Source organism: Pseudomonas sp. E1BtOHC1 (genome assembly GCF_058744285.1).
In genome coordinates this window covers 3,470,212-3,488,628 of the sequence record NZ_CP196023.1, presented here as the reverse complement: position 1 = coordinate 3,488,628, position 18,417 = coordinate 3,470,212, and the positions used below count along the sequence as shown (strand labels likewise).

The 18,417-nt window shown below is 60.9% G+C and carries 26 protein-coding genes and 1 pseudogene; 13 read left to right on the top strand and 14 right to left on the bottom strand.

Translation table 11 applies throughout. The features are described 5' to 3' along the window. Positions 1 to 5 precede the first annotated feature (5 nt). The 5 genes from ACSSVC_RS16085 to ACSSVC_RS16065 all read right to left on the bottom strand — a co-directional run bounded on the left by ACSSVC_RS16085 (position 6) and on the right by ACSSVC_RS16065 (position 2,619). On the bottom strand, positions 6 to 149 hold the full coding sequence (locus ACSSVC_RS16085; RefSeq protein WP_446440002.1) for a hypothetical protein: 144 nt from the start codon (positions 147 to 149) through the stop codon (positions 6 to 8). Next, positions 149 to 337 (bottom strand): hypothetical protein, encoded by a 189-nt coding sequence (locus ACSSVC_RS16080; RefSeq protein ID WP_346636079.1) that lies wholly within the window; start codon positions 335 to 337, stop codon positions 149 to 151. The genes ACSSVC_RS16085 and ACSSVC_RS16080 overlap by 1 nt, the downstream gene beginning before the upstream one ends. Continuing rightward, positions 327 to 668, bottom strand: coding sequence for a hypothetical protein (locus ACSSVC_RS16075; RefSeq protein WP_446440001.1), 342 nt, complete (start codon positions 666 to 668; stop codon positions 327 to 329). Before ACSSVC_RS16075 ends, ACSSVC_RS16080 begins: the two co-directional genes overlap by 11 nt. Further along, positions 659 to 1,669, bottom strand: coding sequence for a hypothetical protein (locus tag ACSSVC_RS16070; RefSeq protein WP_346636077.1), 1,011 nt, complete (start codon positions 1,667 to 1,669; stop codon positions 659 to 661). The genes ACSSVC_RS16075 and ACSSVC_RS16070 overlap by 10 nt, the downstream gene beginning before the upstream one ends. 278 nt (positions 1,670 to 1,947) lie before the next feature. Next, positions 1,948 to 2,619 (bottom strand): hypothetical protein, encoded by a 672-nt coding sequence (locus tag ACSSVC_RS16065; protein WP_492612534.1) that lies wholly within the window; start codon positions 2,617 to 2,619, stop codon positions 1,948 to 1,950. Positions 2,620 to 2,812: 193 nt separating this feature from the next. Here ACSSVC_RS16065 and ACSSVC_RS16060 point away from each other — a divergent pair, with 193 nt between their 5' ends. Genes ACSSVC_RS16060 through ACSSVC_RS16045 form a run of 4 tightly spaced genes read left to right on the top strand, consistent with a single transcriptional unit; the run spans position 2,813 to position 4,921 of the window. Further along, positions 2,813 to 3,403 (top strand): hypothetical protein, encoded by a 591-nt coding sequence (locus ACSSVC_RS16060; RefSeq protein ID WP_346636075.1) that lies wholly within the window; start codon positions 2,813 to 2,815, stop codon positions 3,401 to 3,403. Positions 3,404 to 3,443: 40 nt separating this feature from the next. Then, positions 3,444 to 3,773, top strand: coding sequence for a cyclic-phosphate processing receiver domain-containing protein (locus ACSSVC_RS16055; RefSeq protein WP_492612533.1), 330 nt, complete (start codon positions 3,444 to 3,446; stop codon positions 3,771 to 3,773). Between the two features lie 4 nt (positions 3,774 to 3,777). Continuing rightward, positions 3,778 to 4,212 carry a hypothetical protein gene (locus ACSSVC_RS16050; RefSeq protein WP_492612532.1) on the top strand — a complete coding sequence of 145 codons (435 nt, stop codon included), beginning with the start codon at positions 3,778 to 3,780 and terminating at the stop codon, positions 4,210 to 4,212. A gap of 43 nt (positions 4,213 to 4,255) precedes the next feature. Then, positions 4,256 to 4,921: a hypothetical protein gene (locus tag ACSSVC_RS16045; protein ID WP_404939331.1), complete on the top strand. Its 666-nt coding sequence runs from the start codon at positions 4,256 to 4,258 to the stop codon at positions 4,919 to 4,921. A gap of 62 nt (positions 4,922 to 4,983) precedes the next feature. Here the strand turns inward: ACSSVC_RS16045 and ACSSVC_RS16040 are convergent, their stop codons facing one another. The 4 genes from ACSSVC_RS16040 to ACSSVC_RS16025 form a co-directional block, all read right to left on the bottom strand. Beyond that, positions 4,984 to 5,535: a GNAT family N-acetyltransferase gene (locus ACSSVC_RS16040; RefSeq protein WP_404939329.1), complete on the bottom strand. Its 552-nt coding sequence runs from the start codon at positions 5,533 to 5,535 to the stop codon at positions 4,984 to 4,986. Positions 5,536 to 5,548: 13 nt separating this feature from the next. After that, positions 5,549 to 6,388, bottom strand: a complete 840-nt coding sequence (locus tag ACSSVC_RS16035; protein ID WP_123724551.1) for an EcsC family protein — start codon at positions 6,386 to 6,388, stop codon at positions 5,549 to 5,551. Positions 6,389 to 6,524: 136 nt separating this feature from the next. Beyond that, positions 6,525 to 9,089 (bottom strand): valine--tRNA ligase, encoded by a 2,565-nt coding sequence (valS, locus tag ACSSVC_RS16030; RefSeq protein ID WP_492612531.1) that lies wholly within the window; start codon positions 9,087 to 9,089, stop codon positions 6,525 to 6,527. A 95-nt stretch (positions 9,090 to 9,184) separates the two neighbouring features. Next, positions 9,185 to 9,472, bottom strand: a complete 288-nt coding sequence (locus tag ACSSVC_RS16025; protein ID WP_346636069.1) for a barstar family protein — start codon at positions 9,470 to 9,472, stop codon at positions 9,185 to 9,187. Positions 9,473 to 9,804: 332 nt separating this feature from the next. Between ACSSVC_RS16025 and ACSSVC_RS16020 the strand changes: the two genes are divergently transcribed. Beyond that, positions 9,805 to 10,155, top strand: a complete 351-nt coding sequence (locus tag ACSSVC_RS16020; protein ID WP_346636068.1) for a hypothetical protein — start codon at positions 9,805 to 9,807, stop codon at positions 10,153 to 10,155. A gap of 48 nt (positions 10,156 to 10,203) precedes the next feature. Here ACSSVC_RS16020 and ACSSVC_RS16015 read toward each other — a convergent pair whose 3' ends face one another. Next, the gene (locus ACSSVC_RS16015; RefSeq protein ID WP_404939323.1) at positions 10,204 to 11,058 is read right to left on the bottom strand and encodes a hypothetical protein; all 855 of its coding nucleotides are present in this window, start codon (positions 11,056 to 11,058) and stop codon (positions 10,204 to 10,206) included. A gap of 241 nt (positions 11,059 to 11,299) precedes the next feature. Here ACSSVC_RS16015 and ACSSVC_RS16010 point away from each other — a divergent pair, with 241 nt between their 5' ends. The 3 genes from ACSSVC_RS16010 to arsH are packed head-to-tail and all read left to right on the top strand — an operon-like array spanning position 11,300 to position 12,886. Next, on the top strand, positions 11,300 to 11,647 hold the full coding sequence (locus ACSSVC_RS16010; RefSeq protein WP_492612530.1) for a metalloregulator ArsR/SmtB family transcription factor: 348 nt from the start codon (positions 11,300 to 11,302) through the stop codon (positions 11,645 to 11,647). A gap of 51 nt (positions 11,648 to 11,698) precedes the next feature. Beyond that, positions 11,699 to 12,169, top strand: a complete 471-nt coding sequence (locus tag ACSSVC_RS16005) for an arsenate reductase ArsC (RefSeq protein ID WP_346636065.1) — start codon at positions 11,699 to 11,701, stop codon at positions 12,167 to 12,169. A 24-nt stretch (positions 12,170 to 12,193) separates the two neighbouring features. Continuing rightward, positions 12,194 to 12,886, top strand: a complete 693-nt coding sequence (gene arsH, locus ACSSVC_RS16000; RefSeq protein WP_346636129.1) for an arsenical resistance protein ArsH — start codon at positions 12,194 to 12,196, stop codon at positions 12,884 to 12,886. 62 nt (positions 12,887 to 12,948) lie between these two features. On the opposite strand, the gene ACSSVC_RS15995 is transcribed toward arsH, so the two are convergent. After that, the gene (locus ACSSVC_RS15995; RefSeq protein WP_492612529.1) at positions 12,949 to 13,641 is read right to left on the bottom strand and encodes a tRNA (adenine(22)-N(1))-methyltransferase; all 693 of its coding nucleotides are present in this window, start codon (positions 13,639 to 13,641) and stop codon (positions 12,949 to 12,951) included. A gap of 188 nt (positions 13,642 to 13,829) precedes the next feature. On the opposite strand from ACSSVC_RS15995, the gene ACSSVC_RS15990 reads away from it, so the two are divergent. Together ACSSVC_RS15990 and ACSSVC_RS15985 are read left to right on the top strand one after the other, a co-directional pair. Next, entirely contained in the window at positions 13,830 to 14,150 is a 321-nt protein-coding gene (locus tag ACSSVC_RS15990; protein ID WP_492612528.1) for a hypothetical protein, read from the top strand. A 52-nt stretch (positions 14,151 to 14,202) separates the two neighbouring features. Next, positions 14,203 to 14,415 carry a hypothetical protein gene (locus ACSSVC_RS15985; protein ID WP_159897905.1) on the top strand — a complete coding sequence of 71 codons (213 nt, stop codon included), beginning with the start codon at positions 14,203 to 14,205 and terminating at the stop codon, positions 14,413 to 14,415. 27 nt (positions 14,416 to 14,442) lie between these two features. Here the strand turns inward: ACSSVC_RS15985 and ACSSVC_RS15980 are convergent, their stop codons facing one another. After that, positions 14,443 to 14,931, bottom strand: coding sequence for a hypothetical protein (locus ACSSVC_RS15980; RefSeq protein WP_492612527.1), 489 nt, complete (start codon positions 14,929 to 14,931; stop codon positions 14,443 to 14,445). Between the two features lie 286 nt (positions 14,932 to 15,217). Between ACSSVC_RS15980 and ACSSVC_RS15975 the strand changes: the two are divergent. Both ACSSVC_RS15975 and ACSSVC_RS15970 read left to right on the top strand, forming a co-directional pair. Next, a pseudogene (locus tag ACSSVC_RS15975) lies at positions 15,218 to 15,599 on the top strand (AAA family ATPase). Between the two features lie 51 nt (positions 15,600 to 15,650). Continuing rightward, positions 15,651 to 16,127 carry a GNAT family N-acetyltransferase gene (locus tag ACSSVC_RS15970; RefSeq protein ID WP_492612526.1) on the top strand — a complete coding sequence of 159 codons (477 nt, stop codon included), beginning with the start codon at positions 15,651 to 15,653 and terminating at the stop codon, positions 16,125 to 16,127. Positions 16,128 to 16,234: 107 nt separating this feature from the next. Here the strand turns inward: ACSSVC_RS15970 and ACSSVC_RS15965 are convergent, their stop codons facing one another. Beyond that, positions 16,235 to 16,396 (bottom strand): DUF2986 domain-containing protein, encoded by a 162-nt coding sequence (locus tag ACSSVC_RS15965; protein WP_123724540.1) that lies wholly within the window; start codon positions 16,394 to 16,396, stop codon positions 16,235 to 16,237. 153 nt (positions 16,397 to 16,549) lie between these two features. Continuing rightward, entirely contained in the window at positions 16,550 to 17,620 is a 1,071-nt protein-coding gene (locus tag ACSSVC_RS15960; protein ID WP_492612525.1) for a hypothetical protein, read from the bottom strand. A gap of 131 nt (positions 17,621 to 17,751) precedes the next feature. Between ACSSVC_RS15960 and ACSSVC_RS15955 the strand changes: the two genes are divergently transcribed. Then, positions 17,752 to 18,402, top strand: a complete 651-nt coding sequence (locus ACSSVC_RS15955) for a hypothetical protein (RefSeq protein ID WP_492612524.1) — start codon at positions 17,752 to 17,754, stop codon at positions 18,400 to 18,402. Positions 18,403 to 18,417: the final 15 nt, after the last annotated feature.

Here is an 18,417-nt window from a genome sequence, read left to right as displayed (position 1 = left end):
ACTACCTATTTTTTCCTGAAGGTCTTGGCCTTGGCGTTTTTCATCTGCTCGTGTTTGGCGATGCGGGATTTTTCAAGCAATGAAAAGACCGTGCTGAACACCACAATGGCCAGGATCAGGAAAAACAGCCCTATTACCACAATCGCCATCAAGGAGTTCCCCGGTTCTGTTTGTCCGTTGCCATCTTGGCTTCCATCTTGTGCAAGGTTTCATCGAGCCGGCTTCTGCGCTTGCGCTCTCGATAGTCGGAGGCGAGCTTGCCCATCAGCCCCGACGTACAACTGACGACGATGGCACCCGCGGCAATGAACAGGCCCCGGACGACTTTATCCGACATAGCCGTAAGCCTTGTTCAGCGCCTTGTAGAAGGCTTTTTCCAACTTGCCGTTGTCGAACGGCTCGCGACGGTGATGCTCAATCAGCTCGTTGCGCAGCCGCTGAATATCCCTGCCATGCTCGGCAAGACTTTGCCCGCTGTGGGCAAAGTCGTAACGAAGGCGCTCCAGGTGCACGATGGTCGCCAACTGAGCCAGATCGGCCGCAGTCAGGCTCATGCTCTGCTTCAGCGCCTGGGCAACCTGCTCCACGAGATCGGGAGAGCAGTACTCGTCCGACGACTCGAAGTGGTATTCGGTATCGGCATTTTCGGCATGATCGATCATTGGCATTGAACTCTGATCCAGTCATCGAAGGTGGTGGTTTTGTCGTCAAGCAGGCGGATGGAGCGCTCGTAGTCCATCACCACCCGCTGGTGCTGACGATGGGTAATCAAGGTCGACTTGCCGGCATTCCAGAGAAAAGGCCCGGCAATCAGGTAGTTCATCTTGCCCGTGCGCCCCCCTGCCCCGGCGACCAGCAGCAACATCTGGATCATCAACCCCGTGCCATAGGCAATGGTGCTCATCAGTGCCAGGTGCAGGTCCTTGTCCTCCGGGGACACCTCGGACTTGTAGAAAGCGATGGCGTGCCGTCCGCTCAACAGCAGCTTGATGGTGGCGTAGGAGCTGATATCCGCCGCGTTGATGGTACCGAACTCCCTGCCCAGGGCATCCATCAGCGGGTTCGAGGCGCTGTAGCCGGAGGCCTTGCTTTCATCCTTTACCCACTGGGTGAACAGGGAACTGAACGGCAGGGGCAGACCATCCTTGGTGGGAAGGTCGCTGAGGCAATGGGTCAGGATATGGGCAATCGCCTTGAGGTGCTTGAGCACCGGGCCCGCCCCCGGGTATCCCGCCTCGATGTAATCGACGACCAGAGAATAGAGGGTCTTGCCGCCTACGGACTCGCCACCGAAGGTGTAGTCGTCAGGCAGCTTCTGGAACACATTGAGGTCATGACCGAAGATGTAGCGATGCTTGGCGCCGGGGCGATAATCGAGGGGGCTGGTGGTGCCTTCCGGCTTGAAATACCCATGCAACTTGAGGAACAGCTCCTCCAGCTTGTCGGCGTGCAGGTTGGTCATGTACGCCGAGACCACCCCCGCAATACCGATGCCCACCGCACCGCTGATCTGCGCCGCCGTCAACGTGCTGTAGCCGGTATCGACCTCCAGCTCAGCCAGCAGCTCGGTAAAGTTCACCGGCCCCACGGCGGCGATGGCACGCTCTTGAAGGCTCTGGCCCGGGCGGCTCTGCTCTAGCTCCAGCTCGCCACGATGAAGTTTGCCCAAATAGGTCAACTCCGTGGCTTTCTGGTCCCAGTACTCATCCGAGGGTCCGGCAAACACGGTTGATAAGCGACTGAGCAATCGACGCACGAAAAATCCCTTGATCGGCAGGGTAAAAGTGGCGCAACGCTATCATATTTGCCCCCTCGAAGTATCTAGAAGACCGCAGGGGCATCAAATTCAACCGGGGCCCGCGTTCTTGCGCTGGAGCAGGCGGTTGCAGGCCGTCAGCAGCATCCCGCTCAACAGTCCGATCAGCAGGAACGGAAAGAGACCATGGGTCAGCAGCGGCACCCAGAAACCCAGCCCTGAGGATTGACCTTCAAGCCCTGTGCCCCGGACAGCAACCAGACCACCAGGCCGCTGAGACCGCCACCGATCACGTAGCGCCAAGGGGTGACCAGCACCCGCTCCACCAGCCACAGCATCGGCCAACAAACCAGCACGCTCAGCCACGCGCCGATCAACCCGCCGAAGAAAAACATCGGCAGGCTTTCCTCGCCCTTGGGATAGAGCGCCGTAGCGATGCTGCCCAGGGTCAATGCACCTGACAGAGGAACCATCAACACCCGTGACCATCCCTGGCGCTCTGGCCCTTCACCGGTAACCGGCAATGCCTCGATCCCGCGCACCACCAGAGTAAAAAGCCCCCCCAGCGCCAGCCCGCCCAGCACCGCCAACAGCAAGTGCCTCGTTGAAGCCCCCAGCAGAACCGCGGCCGCCAAGGCCTGCACCAGGCTGCTGAAAAAATGTCGACCGGGCAGCGCCGGGCAACGTCGGTCGCCCCATAGCAACAGAGGAATGCCCAGGACAATGGCGATGAGACTGCCATACAGAAACCCGGAGAACAGCTGCGAAGCGTGCCAGCCATTGACCAACCCCTTGGTGACGGCATAGACCAGCCCACCGCACAGGGGTACTGCAAACAACCGGAGTTCGGCATTGGGCTTCATTGGCTTGCACCTGGAAAATTGGCAGGGTCACGGAGCTGAACAAGCGAGGGCTTTTACACAACGGTGGTGTAGTAATCCACCATAGGATAAGGGTTGACCGGCATTCGCAGCGCAGGTGGCGCATAGAACAGCAACGAGGTATACAGCAGGACGAAAACTCAGCACCACACTCACTGTCGAAGATCACGGACCGATGCTATCCGCACAACAAGCCTGCAATGCCGTACTTGCCCTCCATGACGGCACCCTCAGGGATGGAAAGCCCGAACGCTTTGCCATTCAATCCTGCGAGCTGTCCGCGAAGGGTGATTACTGGGCGGTGTGCAGCAACAGCGAGGACTATGTGGTGCACGGCATGACGCAATACTGCTATGTCGGCGTCACCGCCCATCTGGTCAATGTACTCAGCGGAGAAATCGAGACGGTCGCCAACTGCTTCAGTGTTGAAGAGTATCTGCAAGACAAGTACGACCTGCGAGCCGCAGCAGGCCAGTGCTATGTCCTGACCCCGGCATTCGATCGTGCCGATAAACCTGCAATGATCACTCTTCGACAAAAGCTGGGCTGCTCCTATCCCGAGGTCATCCGGTTGCTCTCCGATGAGCAGCGTCACTGGTTCACCGGCATACGCCGGCACCTTGAGGTGGCACAGCAACTGCTCGCACAACAGAACATCGCGACCTGTGTCGAGAGGGTTCCTCAAGCGGCCGGGGCGGTTGCCATTGGGGTCGAAACCTGGCACCGGGATGCCGCCCTCAAGGCATTACGCGACAGGCTGCATTGATCGACCACTTCCAACTCCTGAAAAGCCGCTTCTAACGCCCATGAAAATCTACCTCGACGACGAACGCCAAACCCCGCAAGGCTGGATTCGCACCTACTGGCCGGACGAAGTCATCGCGCGGCTGAAAGCCGGCGGTGTCGAAGAGATCAGCCTCGACCACGACCTCGGAGATGACCAGCGCGGTACCGGTTACGACGTGATCCTGTGGATCGAAGAGGCCGTGGCCCTGAATGGCTTTCGTCCACCGCGCATTCACATCCACTCGGCCAATGCCAGCGCCGTGGAAAAGATGCGCGCCGGCGTGCAAGCGATCGATCGACTGGCCCGCAACAACGGATGCCGCCAATCAACCGACAACGCAGGCATCTGACCCCATGAGCGGCAACCTGTATGGCTACATCCACTGCTTTGACCCTTCGCCGGCTGCCGAAGCGCACAATCGCGCGGTGCTGCAAAGCCTGCCACTGACGGGGGCGCAGATCACCAGGGCGCTTTTCAGCGTGCTGCCAAACAACCAGGGGCATTGTTACTACGGGCACATGCTGCACTTCGCCACCTCCCCCAAAGCCAGTTACATCTTCGATGATTCGTGGCTAGACGAGTACGAAGCCCTGCTGCAGCGCCTGTTCTGGGACAACTCGGAGGTGGTGCATACCTATTGCGGCGAACGTCGGACCTGGGACTCGAGTAAAACCCACGGGCTCGCGCAACCCACAGGCTTGAAGATCAGCAACAGGAAGGTCTTTCCCTCCTACCACGACCTGCAAGCCGTCGAAGACCGCGATGTACCGGAGCCCGGCAACCGCTGAAAGGCCGCCCGCCATGCCCCCATGACTACACAAGGAGCACGTGATGCCACTGAGTCCTCAACAAGCGAAAACACTGGCCGATGCGGTAGCAGGCTATGCCTTCCCCACTGCACATTTTGACTTCGCCAGCCAGACGCCGGTTGTTCGGCTGTCGATGTCCGAACTGGAAACCCGGATTCGCCAACAACTGCTTAGCGACTCACCGGACACCGTCAAGGACGGGCTATCGAATGTTCTCTACTGGGGATTCACCCAAATGGGTGGTTTGGCCAATGTCCGGGTTGGCCGCTTCCGCTCCGGGGTCGAAGACGTGCAGATCGAACAGGCAGCGGCGCTGTTCAAGGAACAACCGCGTCCGGCACTTTACGAGATCGCCAGCCTGAAGATGCCCGAGTTTTCCAGTGTTTCGTTTGTCAGCAAGATCCGCATGTTTCTCGACCCGATCCAGTCGGCCACCCTGGACCTGCAGATCATGAAAATCCAGCAGGTCCACAGCGATACCGTCCTGGCGGCAATCAAACAGGACCCGACCCGGATTCGTATCAGCAAAGCCAATTCGAACGCTTACGAAGGCTGGTGCGAACGCCTGGCCGACATCGCTCGGACCTACTTGCCCAATGCCCGTGTCGCCGATGTGGAGCGTGGTTTCTTTCAGATGATTCAAGACAACAAGGTCGCGGCTGCCGCCGCCATCCTGAGAGAAGCCTGAAGCTCGGGCCAGCTGTCGACGACTGGAGCCGCCCTGCACTTGGCCAAGTGCAGGGCGGCAGTTCACCGCACGCTACGCTCCGCCCACAATAACGAGCACTGCTGCAGATCATGATGGGCCCCCAGCCAATACCCCGCCTGCCGTGAAAGCCCTTCGCGAACAAACCCCATCCGTTCCAGCAACCTGAGGCTCGCCAGGTTCTGCGGGTGCACCTGGGCCTCGATCCGATTCAACGCCATGTGGGCAAAGCCCCAGTCGAGGATGGCCTCCAGCGCCTCGGTCATCAGCCCCTGCCCTTGCGCCGCACGCCCCAGCTCGAAACCGACGGCGCAGCTGCGCCACGGGCGGTTCCATTTGAACAGGCCGCAGGTGCCCAGCAGGCCGGGTTCGGACTGGCGCTCGATGCCCCAGCGAACCCCGGGGTTGGGCAAGGTCCGCCAACTGGCGAACTGCGCCAGCAGTTGCTCGGCCTGCCGGTAATCAGTCATGGGGTCGGTGCCGAACCACTGCATGGCATCGGCATCGCTGTGAATGGCGAACAGTGCAGGGACATCGGCCGGGCACAGTTCGCGGAGAATCAAGCGCGGGGTACGGATAACGGGAAAGTCGCTCATATCGCCCCCCGCCCTAGCCTGCCAACGGCTTGCGCAGGATGTGCGCATACTCGCCCTTGATCTGCTCGAAGCCGTACTTGTGCTCCAGGCGCTTCACGGTGAAGTGCCCCCGGGCCATGTCCTGGTAGAAATCGGTGAACAGCGCATTGATGGTGGCCCCGGTAAAGGCGCCGATCACCGGCACCGCCTGGGCCGCGAACTTGCTGGAGATGGTCACGCCGTAACGGCTAGCGACCTTCTCGATCAACAGCGCCAGCCACTTGCCCACCTGCCCCGGCGACAACCTGCCGGCCGCGCCCACCCCCTGCTTGGCGGCAATCGCCGCCAGCTCCTTGGACAGTTGCTGCATGGCCTGGGTGGTGAAACTGCGGGTGAGGTAGTAGCCGGTCTCCGTGGCGTCATCGGCCTGGCTGTTGCCGCCCATGGCGAACACCTCGATGCAGGCCTGCTTAGTGGCCAGGTCGTTGAGGTCGAAGCCTTCGCTGCGGGCCACATCGGCCACCGAGCGCATCATGATGGTGGTGGAGATGGGCAACTCGACAAACAGCGCGGCAAAACCAAAAGCGCCGCCCACCGCGCCGGAAGTGGCGGCATAGACTTTGTGCAACAGCGTCGACGCCTGTTTTTTCGGCGTGTTTTCCAGGCTCCACAGTGCCGCGTCGGCGGAGGTACGCAGCGCGGCCACCACCGCATCGTTGATTTTTCCGGACACCCAGTTGGGCAAAGCCTTGACCGCGCTTTCAATGGGCGAGCCCAGCACGCCGGACAGGCGCGCCGTCAGCGAGGGTGACTCCAGCAAGCCAACGGCACGCTTGAGGTCCCTATAGTCCTGCGGATTGTCTTTGATATTCACCTACTTCTCCTGCCAATAAATCGCCCACGACATGCACGGTAATGGGTTTGCAACGCTCGGGAAAGTGAGGACGGGCCCAGCCTGCTCGCGAAAGGACGGCAACGTCCTCTCGCGGGCAGGCCCCGGGGCATAGCAGTCAATCCTGCAACCAGACCCGCACTTCCCGTACCGCGCCTTCAATGAACACCAGGTTGGCGACCTGCCCGGCCTCGATCAGGTCCTGGCGAGCCCATTGCAGGGACTCCAGCAGCGGCCCGCGCTCCACCAGTTCGACCCGTTCCACCGCGGCCTTCATCGACTGCCGGGCATCGGACTTGGCCTTGCGAATGGCGGCCAGCGCGGCACTGACCGCCTCCAGCAGCGGCTCGACAAAGCCCTCGGCCACCTGCGCCTCGGGCCACTGGGCACGGTGCACCGAACCCGGCTGCCAGCAACGCCAGACCTCCTCACAGACAAAGGGCAGAAAAGGCGCAAACAAACGTTGCAGCACACTCAAGGCCGTGGCCAGGGCATTGCGCGCCGAGTGCCCTTCGGGCCGATAGGCACGACGCTTGACCAGTTCCACATAGTCATCGCAGAACCACCAGAAGAAGCCCTCGATGCCCATCAGCGCACTGCTGTAGTCGTAGCCCTCCAGCGCCGCCTGGGCCTCGCCAGTCACCGCCCCCAGGCGTTGCAGCATGGCCCGATCCAGTGGCTGATCGATGAGGCCTTCGGGGTCTCCCGGAACCGCGAAGACCAACTTCGACAGGTTGAACAACTTGAGCGCCAGACGCCGGCCGATCTTCATCTGCTGCTCTTCAAAGGCGGTGTCGCTGCCAGGACGCCCGAGGGCCGCCCAATAGCGCACACCATCGCTGCCGTATTGCTCCAGCAAGGCTTGCGGGGTGACCACATTGCCCCGGGACTTGGACATCTTCTTGCGGTCCGGATCGAGGATCCAGCCCGACAGCGCCACGTGCCGCCAGGGCACGACGGCCTGTTCGAAATGGCTGCGCACCAGGGTCGAGAACAGCCAGGTACGGATGATGTCGTGGCCCTGGGGTCGCAGATCCATGGGGTAGACGCGCTGCAACAGATCCTCGTCCTCCTCCCAGCCGGCGGCGATCTGCGGGGTCAGGGAACTGGTGGCCCAGGTGTCCATGATGTCGCGCTCGCCGATAAAGCCATGGGGCTGGCCGCGCTGCGCGGGCTGATATCCCGGTGGCGTGTCCAGGGTCGGGTCCACTGGCAGTGAGGTTTCCTCCGCCAGGATCGGTCTGGCGTAGTCCGCTGCGCCCTGGGCATCCAGGGGATACCAGAACGGAATCGGCACGCCGAAGACCCGCTGCCGGCTGATCAGCCAGTCGCCATTGAGGCCGCCGACCCAATGCTCGTAACGGCTGCGCATGAACGGCGGGTGCCAGTCCAGCCCCTGACCGCGCTCGAGCAACTGCCGGCGCAGCACCTCGCTGCGCCCACCATTGCGCAGGTACCACTGGCGCGTGGCGACAATCTCCAGGGGCTGGTCGCCCTTCTCGAAGAACTTCACGCCGTGACGGATCGGTCGCGGCTCGCCGAGCAAAGCGCCGCATTCGCGCAGCTGCGCCAGCAACAGCTTGCGCGCCTGGGGCAGGCTGCGCCCCGCCAGGGCTGCATAGGCCTGGCGCGCGAGCGGCGTGGACAGCCAATCGGGCGCCTGGGCCAGCAGCCGACCGTCCGGCTCGATGATCGAGCGGGTGGGCAACTGCAGCTCGCGCCACCAGAGCACATCGGTCAGATCGCCAAAGGTACAGACCATCGCCAGTCCGCTGCCCTTCTGCGGGTCGGCCAGGGCGTGGGCCAGCAACGGCACCTCGACCTCGAACAACGGCGAGCGCAGGTGTTGGCCGAAGCGTCCCTGGTAACGCGGGTCATCCGGATGCGCCACCAGCGCCACACAGGCCGCCAGCAACTCGGGCCGGGTAGTGGCTATGGGCAAATCCTCACCCTCGATGCCCTGGAACAGCAGGTCGTGATAAGCCCCCGACACCTCCCGTTCCTCCAGCTCGGCCTGGGCTACGGCGGTCTGGAAGGTCAGATCCCACAGGCAAGGTGCCTGCTGGCTGTAGAGCTCGCCGCGCCGGTAATTGCGCAGCAAGGCGCGCTGGCTGATCCGCTGCGCACGCTCATCGATGGTGGCGTAGGTCAGGCTCCAGTCCACCGACAGTCCCAGTTGCCTGAACAAGCTGCGAAAGGCCTGCTCGTCGATGGCGGTCAGCTGGTGGCACAGCTCGACAAAGTTGCGCCGGCTGATCGCCGCATAGTCGGCGCGCCGCTCGGCGACCCGGACCGGTGGCTGGAACTGCGACTGGTAAGGCGCCTGGGGATCGCAGCGCACGCCGTAGTAGTTCTCGACCCGGCGCTCGGTGGGCAAACCGTTGTCGTCCCAGCCCATGGGGTAGAACACGGCCTTGCCGCGCATGCGTTGGAAGCGCGCGATGATGTCGGTGTGGGTGTAGCTGAACACATGGCCGACGTGCAATGAGCCCGAGGCTGTGGGTGGCGGTGTGTCGATGGAGTAGACAGCATCCCGAGAGGCACTGCGATCGAAGGCGTAGGTGCCTTCGTCCAGCCAGCGCTGGGACCAGCGTGTTTCGAGGTATTCAAGCGAGGGTGTGGCGATGGGGCAAAGCGTTGGGGTTACACGTTTAACGGTGACATAGCATCCTCCTGTTATCACCCGGTGGCGCCGCAAGGGTGGGCGCCAAGGGGAAATTTATAGAGGATCGCGCCGGATTAGTAAATTGCCCGAGCGCCGTTTTTTTGCAACTGCGCTCAATCGAACTGCAGGTCCGCGGCCCATGCCGGGTACTGGGTTTGCAAGCGCAGCAGGCATTGTTCCATCTGTCGCGCATCGTCCGGCAAGCGCCGGCAGAGGCTGTGCCAGCCCCTGATCCGCAGCTGCAGCGGCATGTCCACCAGACCGGAAATCGCATCCCAGAAGGCATCCCAATTACAGCCATACCACTGGGGAAAACCCAAGGCATCGCGCAAGGCCAGGTGCAGTTCACGGGCCGTGCCCAGCTCACGCACATCAATTTCCAGCCACTGCAGGCGCGTCATGTTCTGTGCCTCTGCTCCGGTTCATGGGCCGCCAGCATAACCGATGCCATCGCCTGAGGACGCTTGCGCAAGCGGTTCAGCCAACCCAGCACGACAGCGTTCACGGCAATCCCTTGCCAGCTTCGGCCAGCCCCTGCCACTGCCCTGCCCCGGCAACGCCACGGACACCGCATGGAACTGCACAGGACAAGGCTGCTGGACCATGGCCCGACTTTTGCTCCGCTTGCCGCTACCAACCAGGGAGTCGTCACATGACAGGAAGCATCTCAAGTACCACGTCACTCGTCGCTATGGGCCTCAAGGGAATCACCCGGGCTTTGGAGAGTGGCACCATGAAGTCCATGAAGATTCAAGTCGAAAATGCAACGCCGCAAATCCAGGCGCAGATCGACGCCAACTTTCGTGAATCGCAGGCTTCGGACGCAAAGCTGATAGCCCAATACAGAACCACCCCGACCTGGGCGACCTTCGACGACAAGAGCAACAGCGTCGAACTGCCCGATGTGGCATCGCTCGACAAGAGCGACGCCACCCACGTGCTCAAGGGCCTGCAATACCTGATGGAAATCGGCCGCCTGGACGGCAAGACCCTCATCGCCAGGAACGCGGGGCAGTCCACGGACAGCCCCTTGCTCTACCAGGATTGGCTGCAGGCCAGGATCGGCGTTGATGCCCATGCCTGAGTAGCACAAGCCGCTCAGCGGCCGGCCTCGCTGAAGCCACGGCGCAACCTAGTGACTGATGTACTGCTGGGTCTTGCTGTCATAGACATAGGTGAGGTTGTCGGCCGCCACCAGCGGACGGACTTTTTCCGGCCCCTGGAAGGTGGTGCCGCTGACCTTGACCTGCACCTGCGGCAGCGACTCCTGGCCAGCGACGAAACTCAGCTCACCGTCGCTGCCGATGCAAGGCATCACCGCGCCGTCGTCGCAGGCCGCCGAATTGTCCTCGCCGGTGCGCACCTGGCCGACATGGGCCCAGATCCAGCCGTCGTCTTCGGGTTTCTTGTTCGGATTGAACACGAACAACGTATAGCCCTTGGTGACGATGCCGTCCTCAAAGGTGGCCGTGGGCACCGCCAACAGCAGGCGCCCATCGGCAGTGCGGTGTTCCAGGGCCTGGCGCCTGGTGTCCACTTCCTCGGGCTTTTCCCGACCGCCAAAGAAGCCGATCTTGCGCTCGATACTGAGTATGGAATAGGCCGGCGTCTGGCCTGGATGGGTAAGTTCGAAGGTGGCATCGGCCAGCCGTACCTGGACGTCGGGCGCGGCAAAATCCTCGCCCTGGCGGGCGGCGCTGTCCCGGGTGTGCCAGACAAATGCCGCGTAATAATGCTTGCCGTCGAAGTCCAGCTCCTTGCCGTACCAGAACGTGGCGGTGACACCGTCCTCCAGCTCCACCTCCTCATTCGCGGCGGGAACCTCGACGTTCTGCATCACCGCCAGCACCGCGCCAGGGGGAATCGGAGCATCCTTGGCCTGGACCAGCGCTGGCGCCGCCAGGGTAAATGTGGCCAACACCAGACCTGCCAGGCCTTTGCCCAAGCAGCCTTGCATGAGCGAACCGGCCTTGATCGTGATTTTCATCGCTTGAACATCCCTGTGAGCCTGTAGAGAACCGCGGACCATGTCGGCGGCGTCGTGCATGACGCGACGATCATAAAGGCAGGCTTTCGGCACCGACAAGATGCTGGCAAATGGCAAGTGTGGGCGGGCATTCCAGGCCTGGATTGCGCGGTGACCCACAACACGCATTAGACCTTCCACGACTTGCATAAAACATATGGATTTCCGTATATTCGTTTTTCCATATATTCAAGCCGCCACCATGATGACGCCTTCCGAAGTATTCAAGAGCCTTGCCGACGAAACCCGCGCCCGCGCCACCCTGCTAATCGCGCATCAGGGCGAACTGTGCGTCTGCGAGCTGATGTGCGCCCTGGACGACAGCCAACCGAAGATCAGCCGCCATCTGGGCCACCTGCGCAGCAGCGGCCTGCTGCTGGATCGCCGCCAGGGGCAGTGGGTTTATTACCGCCTCAATCCTGACCTTCCCGCCTGGGTGCACCAGATCCTGCAAGTGACCCTGCACGCCAACGCCGACTGGCTCCAGGACAACGCTGCCCGCCTGCAGAACATGGATGGACGCCCGATCCGCGCCGCGGCCTGCTGCTGAATCGGCAAACGAGTGAACCTTTGATATCCGCCGCAGCGGAAGGAGCAATCCATGCGAGTGCTGTTCATGTGCACGGCCAATAGCTGCCGCAGCATCCTCTGTGAAGCCCTGTTCAACCATCTGGCGCCCGAGGGATTTGCGGCCCTGAGTTCCGGCAGTTTTCCCAAGGGCCAGGTGCTGCCTCGCAGCCTAGCCACCCTGGAGCGGGCCGGCATCACCACCGCCGGCCTGTACAGCAAGGGCAACGACGCTTTCGCCGACAACCCGCCCGATATCGTGATTACCGTGTGTGACAAAGCGGCGGGCGAAACCTGCCCGGTGTACTTCGGTCCCGCGCTCAAAGCCCACTGGAACCTGGAAGACCCCTCCGACGTCCGCGGTGACGAAGCCAGCGTCGACGCCGCCTTCCGCGCCACCCTGGCGCACATTGAGCAGCGCTGCCAAGCCTTCCTCAACCTGCCCTTCAACCACCTCAGCCGTGAGCAACTGCAGCACGAACTGAACCGTATCGGCACACTCTGAGCCGGAGGACACATGTCAGAACACCTGTCAGAACAACTGCCCAACCTCGACCTCTCCCTGTTCGATGGCGAGCACGCCAGGCCCGAGCACAAACCTCGCATCCTGCTGCTGTACGGCTCGACCCGGGAGCGCTCGTTCAGCCGCCTGCTGGTCGAAGAAGCCGCGCGCCTGCTGCAGCACTTTGGCGCCGAAACCCGGATCTTCGATCCGTCCGGATTGCCGCTGCCCGACGACGCTCCCGTGGACCATCCCAAGGTTCAGCAACTGCGGGATCTGGTGCAATGGTCCGAAGGCCAGGTCTGGTGCTCGCCGGAGCGCCACGGCGCAATGTCGGCGGTGTTCAAGGCACAGATCGACTGGATTCCCCTGGAGCTCGGTGCCGTGCGCCCAACCCAGGGCAAGACCCTGGCAGTGATGCAAGTGTGCGGCGGCTCGCAGTCGTTCAACGTGGTCAATCAGCTGCGGGTACTGGGCCGCTGGATGCGCATGTTCACCATCCCCAATCAATCCTCGGTGCCGAAGGCCTACCTGGAATTCGACGAATCCGGACGGATGAAACCCTCGGCCTACTACGACCGGGTCGTCGACGTGATGGAGGAGCTGGTGAAGTTCACCCTTGTGCTACGGGACCAGCACGCGTTCCTGGTGGATCGCTACTCGGAACGCAAGGAAAGCGCCGAGCAACTCATGGCCCGGGTCAACCAGCGTTCGATCTGAGAGCACGATCCCCGGGCCCTATCGCTGGGTCCCAGACGTTGCGGCCCACTTGAAGCGCCGGCTCAAGCCAGCAACTCGCTGATCCATTGCGTCTGGCGGACGATCTCTTGCACCTTTTCCTCGGGCACTGCCTGAGCCTGGGCGAAGTTGGCCAGAGTACGCTGCTTCAGCCGCAGCAGGCGCTGCCACTTGGCCAGGAACGCCGGGCTGCGGGCCTGCATCTGCAACGGGCCGAAGTACAGTTCCCGGGCGCTGTACTGCACCGGCCCGAGGCGCTCGGCGACGATGATTTCGTAGTCGAAGCGGTTCTCTCGCAGCACTTCCTCGGCCAGGATGCGGTAGTCATGTTCCATCAGCCATTGGCGCAATGGCTGCTCGCCGCCGTTGGGCTGCAGGATCAGACGCTCCTCACCGCTCAAGCACGCCTGGCCGCCGTCGAGGATGTCACGGATGGTCTCGCCGCCCATGCCACAGAGGCTGATCGCCGTGATCCCATCTGCCGGTTCGATTGCGGCCAGACCGTTGGCCAGGCGCACGTCGATCTGCTGCTCCATGCCGCTCTCGCGCACCGCGCGCTGGGCCGAGCGGAACGGCGTCAACGCCACCTCCCCGGCCACCGCCGCAACGATGGTGCCGCGGCTGACCAAGGCCAACGGCAAGTAGCCGTGATCCGAGCCGATATCGGCCAGGCGCGCACCGGCCGGCACATGCGCCGCCACACGCGCCAGGCGCATGGACAATGTCTGTTGCTTCAACTGCTGCCCCTTTTCACCACCAAGGTCCGGCACCTTGGGCCGGATCGGGGGGCGATTCTGGCGAGCAATGTCGTGCTTTTCAAATTTATGCGACCGGAACCTGGGATGCAGTGCAGAAAAGGCCCGCTCCGGACGGGGTCGAGAGCGCCGTCCTCCATGGCGGGTGTCTGAGCAGGAGCAGACCTTGGTTGCTGGCTGCATGCACCCTGGTCAGTGATAGACTCCCTGCCCATTTGGAAGCTGAAAAAATGCTCTGTCCAGAATGTGAACAAGGCGAAGTGACCAAGGTTAAAGTGCGGGCAACGCAGGAGATTCTGTACGTTTGCCAAGAGTGCGAGTCGCTGTGGCTCACTGCCGAAGTCATTGGCACCGAGCCGTTCAACAGTTTCACTTCCTACATGGAGGAACTGGGTTTACCGCCGCTTTGGAGCTCGCTGTATGTCCTTGAGCCAGAAAAGATCACCGGCCGTCAGGCACGAAAATACCTGCGCTCGGTCGGCTCGATCTAGGTTGGTCGAGCCAAAACGACGATAGCCTCCCCCACACTCAGAAGCGCAAGAGATGAACTACCAACTCTGGATGGAACCGGATGACTGCCAGACCTTCTGTCTGAGCGGCCCACAGGGAAACACCGCACGCAAACTGCTTCACCCCGACGCCCAGCTTGTGTGGGAAGTTGAAGCCCACAGCCACTTCGAAGCAATGACCCAGTACTACGCGTACATGGAGTGGGGCGAATACAAGACCGACCTTGCCGAACAAGAGCAAACGTAGTGGGCGGCATGCTTTGGCCCAGGAGCGTCAGGCGGACTGAGCGTCGGCCCAGGCCTGGTTGCTTCGATGGCGACCCAGCCCCAACGCATCGAACTCATCCTCACCGACCTTGGCCACGACCCCAATCCGGCGCAAGGCGCGACTGATCGGAGAGTCCGGCCAGGGGCTCATGTCGTCCTCCTCGTCGCCGATGTTCAGCACCACCTCGCCTTCAAGCCAGACAACGGCGTCTTGCCCGCCTGTACCGCCATGGAAGTAGGTCGCGGCATAAACAATAGGACCTCGATCCGAGAGCTGCGCCGCCAGCTCGGCAACACCGCACGCCAGCTCATCCGAGAAGGGGCGTACGGCGGACAGCCGCCCCTGTGCTCGTCCCTGGAGTTGCACCTCGAGCGCCTCGGTCACCGGGATCAACGCCAACCCTTGGCACAGCGGACACAGCACCGCGGACGGCAGCTCAGCCCGCACTTCGGCCAGTACCTCGAGCGGCCCGATCAGGGCCTGAATCCAATGCATGTTGTCCGTTCCCTTCTCTTGTGGTCGGCCCCTGGAGGGTCAATGCCATCGATTCGGTATCGACCTTCGCGTTACAGCCTTCGATGATGTCGTCGCGAGGAGCGAAGTCGACGATATAGCGCTGGGCCGGGCGCAACTCTACATCACGGGCCGCAAAGCCGCACGGGGCGGCACCGGTGTCCGGGGCCGGATAATCCGCAGCTTTTTTGCTCGTTTTCGAAGAGCACAGGTTTTTCGTGCCATTGGTGACTGCTGGGCTTGGCGGTTTTTCAGCAGGGACTGGCTCATGCAGCGCATCGTGATTCTGGGTAATGCGGGAAGTGGCAAATCGACCCTGGCCCGTGAACTGGGTCGCCGCCTTCAGTTGCCGGTCGTACACCTGGACAGGCTGTTCTGGGAGCCCGGCTGGGTGGAGGCGGACAATGAGGTTTTCCGCAGCCGAGTCCGGCAGGCCGTCTGCGGGGATGCCTGGATCTGTGAAGGAGTTCCTGAAATTCCTGAGTTTCGTGTGGAATTTCGATAGGGTAAACCGCCCGGGCATCGAGGCTGTACGCCTGGCTATCGGGCCACAGGTTCCTGTCGTTCACCTGCGCAGTGCCCAAGCGGTTGGGGCATTTGTGCAGGACTTGTCCGCCACGGCCCAAGGCAGCTTCAAGTTGCAAGGATAATGCTCGCCGCAGTTGCGAGTTGTTGTGTCTTCACCCACCACCAGGAAAATCATGGACATTCGATTGACGCAAACCAGGGACTGGATGCTGTTGAAGCGCGTTCGTCTCGCGGCACTTCAGGACACCCCTACTGCCTTTGGCGTGAGTTACCAGACTGCCGCCCAATACAGTGACCAGCAGTGGCAGGACCGCGCCTCGTCAACCGGTAGCCAATTCTGGCTGGCCTTCAAGGACCAGCAGCCGGTGGGAATGATCGGTGCCGCAGTCAGTGCCGAGAACCGCTACAACTTGATTGGCATGTGGGTAGCCCCCGACGCACGGGGCAGCGGCGTGGCCGCAAAGCTGGTGGACGCGGTGAAATCCCGTGGACGAGACCAGGGCCATGAGTGCGTGTATCTGGACGTCGCCCCCGAGAACGCAAGAGCCGCACACTTCTATCTGAAGCAGGGATTCGCCTTCATCGATGAATGGGAACCCCTGGAAAGCCATCCCCAGATCAAGGTGCAGACCATGCTCTGCCCCCTGTAGAACTGACCCGGCCACGCCTCTACTGGCCAGAAGCGTGCTCCGCCCGAGAAAAGATAGCGTCGCGCAGGTCGGCCAGATAAGGATCCATCGGGCTTCAAGCGGACGGATCAGCTCTCAGTGACAACCACAGCGTCGTCATTGGACTCGGTGGCCAGCTTCGCCCGATCAGCCTTGCTGATGTACTTGGACTTTTTTTGTGGAGCCAGTTTGGCACTGGCCTTCTTGGCGTGGGCCTTCAATAGCTGCTGGATTTTTTTACGGCGATTCATGTGGGGCTACCCGGCTTTTTAAGTGCCGACATGATATCAGCCGCCACTCGGTGGGGCTGGTAACTCTTCGCCAATCCAGTCAATGATCCTCTGCGCCCTTTCACTGCGTGGGCGGGTTCAAGCTGCGGATAGCAAAAAGCCGTCGTATATTGCTTAGTCCAAAGGTACGCAGTGATAGCTCAACGGCAAGGCAAACTTGCTCTGCAGTAGATGTAAATACTTCACATCGTCACCGTGCAAACACGCTCGCCCCACAGCAACCAAGCTGATCTTTTTTTTGCGCTCCTGCGTATGGTATGCATATTCGAGTAACTGCCCAATAGCCTGCCGCAGTACAGTACGAGGCAACAGATCTGACTTAATCTCATAGAGGATAAGTGCATCCTGAGTCTCGACAGTTACATCGATGTATTCACGCTCAGCAATAACAGTGTCGGCTGGATAATCTCTCTTCAGCTGTTCGAGTAACTTCTTCTGCATCCTTGCATGTTCAGCTGTTCGCTGATACGTCACCGTCCTAGTGGTAGGTTTGATCTTTGGAATAGTTATCCAGTCCTTGCCATTTGGTTTTCGTCGTCCTCCAAGTATCTGGTCACCCTGAACGACCACAGAATAGAGTTGATAACGCTTGCACCGTTCTATGATTGGATCGTCGGGCTTCGAATACTCATCAGCGTTGTAAAGCGTGACGTTATCCAATCGAAATCGAATGTTGAATATGTATGGGGCATACTCGCCATGCCCTAAGTCGTCTGGATTGCGACCAAGTTCGGCAATCTCTTCACACATTTCTTGAAACCAGCCATTTCTTTGGAACAATGCAAGCGCATCTTGCGCTTGACGGTCGGTAAGGCATTCAACCTCTCTAATTTCACCGACGTACCGACGTTTAGCTTTTGGCTCAATGCTGAAGAGGTGCAGGTCGAATGGCTGCGCCTCCTTAAGCAATCGATTGCGGCTTTTGTTCACACCTTGCACGAAGGCGTAACGCCAACCATCAACGACCCAATCATCTCTAAACAGCCACTCCTCATGACCGAACCCGAATTTGCTTGTATAGGAGCTTTTGACCTCTTTGGCCGGCGCTACGCCCGAAGGCTTCCTCCAGTTGTCCGTGTTGTAACAAAGTCTCGTTAGATACTTCATCTCTGCTTCCTGCATGATTGGCATCAGATTGATATCAATTTTTAGCTCGCAGAGATTGTAGTCAGCGATAAGCCGCATTACCGAAATTTCATGCCTGACTCAACCGCTCATGTTTTTTAGACGTTGTCGCCGGCTGCTGTGGGTTGAAAGCTGACCCGCCTGTCCCGTACCACTACCCTTTGCCAAGGCAAACCTGGAGCAGCAAAAACATGACCTTCACCAATGAAATGGCCGGCGCCTTTGCTGCCAGCAATCCGCTGCCGGCCCTGCTGCAGCAAACCCTTCAATGGCTGGAAGATCACGGTTGCGTGCGGACTCGGCGTGACGGGGTGCGCTATATGACCCTGCACCCCGAACCTGAATACAGCGCTATCGCCACTACAGCTTTCTACCTGCCAGAACCTGCCCGAAGCGCCTATTGGACCGCCAGCGATAATCCCGAGGTGAACCAGCGCCTGGTGATATTCCTGCGAACTGGCGCAGACGGTTCCTGGGCCGGGCTGTGGCGGGACGACAATGACCGGCAACGCATGGTCCACCTGGGCTCGGGTTCAGGTTCGCTAATGCTCTGCGTGCTGACGGACACCACGCAAGACCTCTTGCGCCTGCTGGCCATTGGTTACAACGAGCTGTGCTGGCCAGAGCAATTTGAGTGCACGCCGGAACAGGTACGTGAGGATGAATACGCCGATGACGACTACCCGCCTCCTCCCCAGCTGTTGCGAAGCTATGTTGAACAGCGATTGGGGCTGAGCATTCCGCCGCGGGCATCGGCGATAGTCCCCACCACCGTCAGCATGGACGCCGCGGAATCGGACGATCCGTTCTGGAACTGGCTCAAGCGTGTCAGAGGGGAGTGATCGACTCCCCTCCTA

Excerpts from the sequence above, each read along its gene's own strand:
- ACSSVC_RS16085 (WP_446440002.1), bottom strand. The coding sequence starts at position 149 with ATGGCGATTGTGGTAATAGGGCTGTTTTTCCTGATCCTGGCCATTGTG.
- ACSSVC_RS16080 (WP_346636079.1), bottom strand. The coding sequence starts at position 337 with ATGTCGGATAAAGTCGTCCGGGGCCTGTTCATTGCCGCGGGTGCCATC.
- ACSSVC_RS16075 (WP_446440001.1), bottom strand. The coding sequence starts at position 668 with ATGCCAATGATCGATCATGCCGAAAATGCCGATACCGAATACCACTTC.
- ACSSVC_RS16065 (WP_492612534.1), bottom strand. The coding sequence starts at position 2,619 with ATGAAGCCCAATGCCGAACTCCGGTTGTTTGCAGTACCCCTGTGCGGT.
- ACSSVC_RS16060 (WP_346636075.1), top strand. The coding sequence starts at position 2,813 with ATGCTATCCGCACAACAAGCCTGCAATGCCGTACTTGCCCTCCATGAC.
- ACSSVC_RS16055 (WP_492612533.1), top strand. The coding sequence starts at position 3,444 with ATGAAAATCTACCTCGACGACGAACGCCAAACCCCGCAAGGCTGGATT.
- ACSSVC_RS16050 (WP_492612532.1), top strand. The coding sequence starts at position 3,778 with ATGAGCGGCAACCTGTATGGCTACATCCACTGCTTTGACCCTTCGCCG.
- ACSSVC_RS16045 (WP_404939331.1), top strand. The coding sequence starts at position 4,256 with ATGCCACTGAGTCCTCAACAAGCGAAAACACTGGCCGATGCGGTAGCA.
- ACSSVC_RS16040 (WP_404939329.1), bottom strand. The coding sequence starts at position 5,535 with ATGAGCGACTTTCCCGTTATCCGTACCCCGCGCTTGATTCTCCGCGAA.
- ACSSVC_RS16025 (WP_346636069.1), bottom strand. The coding sequence starts at position 9,472 with ATGACGCGCCTGCAGTGGCTGGAAATTGATGTGCGTGAGCTGGGCACG.
- ACSSVC_RS16020 (WP_346636068.1), top strand. The coding sequence starts at position 9,805 with ATGAAGTCCATGAAGATTCAAGTCGAAAATGCAACGCCGCAAATCCAG.
- ACSSVC_RS16015 (WP_404939323.1), bottom strand. The coding sequence starts at position 11,058 with ATGAAAATCACGATCAAGGCCGGTTCGCTCATGCAAGGCTGCTTGGGC.
- ACSSVC_RS16010 (WP_492612530.1), top strand. The coding sequence starts at position 11,300 with ATGATGACGCCTTCCGAAGTATTCAAGAGCCTTGCCGACGAAACCCGC.
- ACSSVC_RS16005 (WP_346636065.1), top strand. The coding sequence starts at position 11,699 with ATGCGAGTGCTGTTCATGTGCACGGCCAATAGCTGCCGCAGCATCCTC.
- ACSSVC_RS15985 (WP_159897905.1), top strand. The coding sequence starts at position 14,203 with ATGAACTACCAACTCTGGATGGAACCGGATGACTGCCAGACCTTCTGT.
- ACSSVC_RS15980 (WP_492612527.1), bottom strand. The coding sequence starts at position 14,931 with ATGCATTGGATTCAGGCCCTGATCGGGCCGCTCGAGGTACTGGCCGAA.
- ACSSVC_RS15970 (WP_492612526.1), top strand. The coding sequence starts at position 15,651 with ATGGACATTCGATTGACGCAAACCAGGGACTGGATGCTGTTGAAGCGC.
- ACSSVC_RS15965 (WP_123724540.1), bottom strand. The coding sequence starts at position 16,396 with ATGAATCGCCGTAAAAAAATCCAGCAGCTATTGAAGGCCCACGCCAAG.
- ACSSVC_RS15960 (WP_492612525.1), bottom strand. The coding sequence starts at position 17,620 with ATGCGGCTTATCGCTGACTACAATCTCTGCGAGCTAAAAATTGATATC.
- ACSSVC_RS15955 (WP_492612524.1), top strand. The coding sequence starts at position 17,752 with ATGACCTTCACCAATGAAATGGCCGGCGCCTTTGCTGCCAGCAATCCG.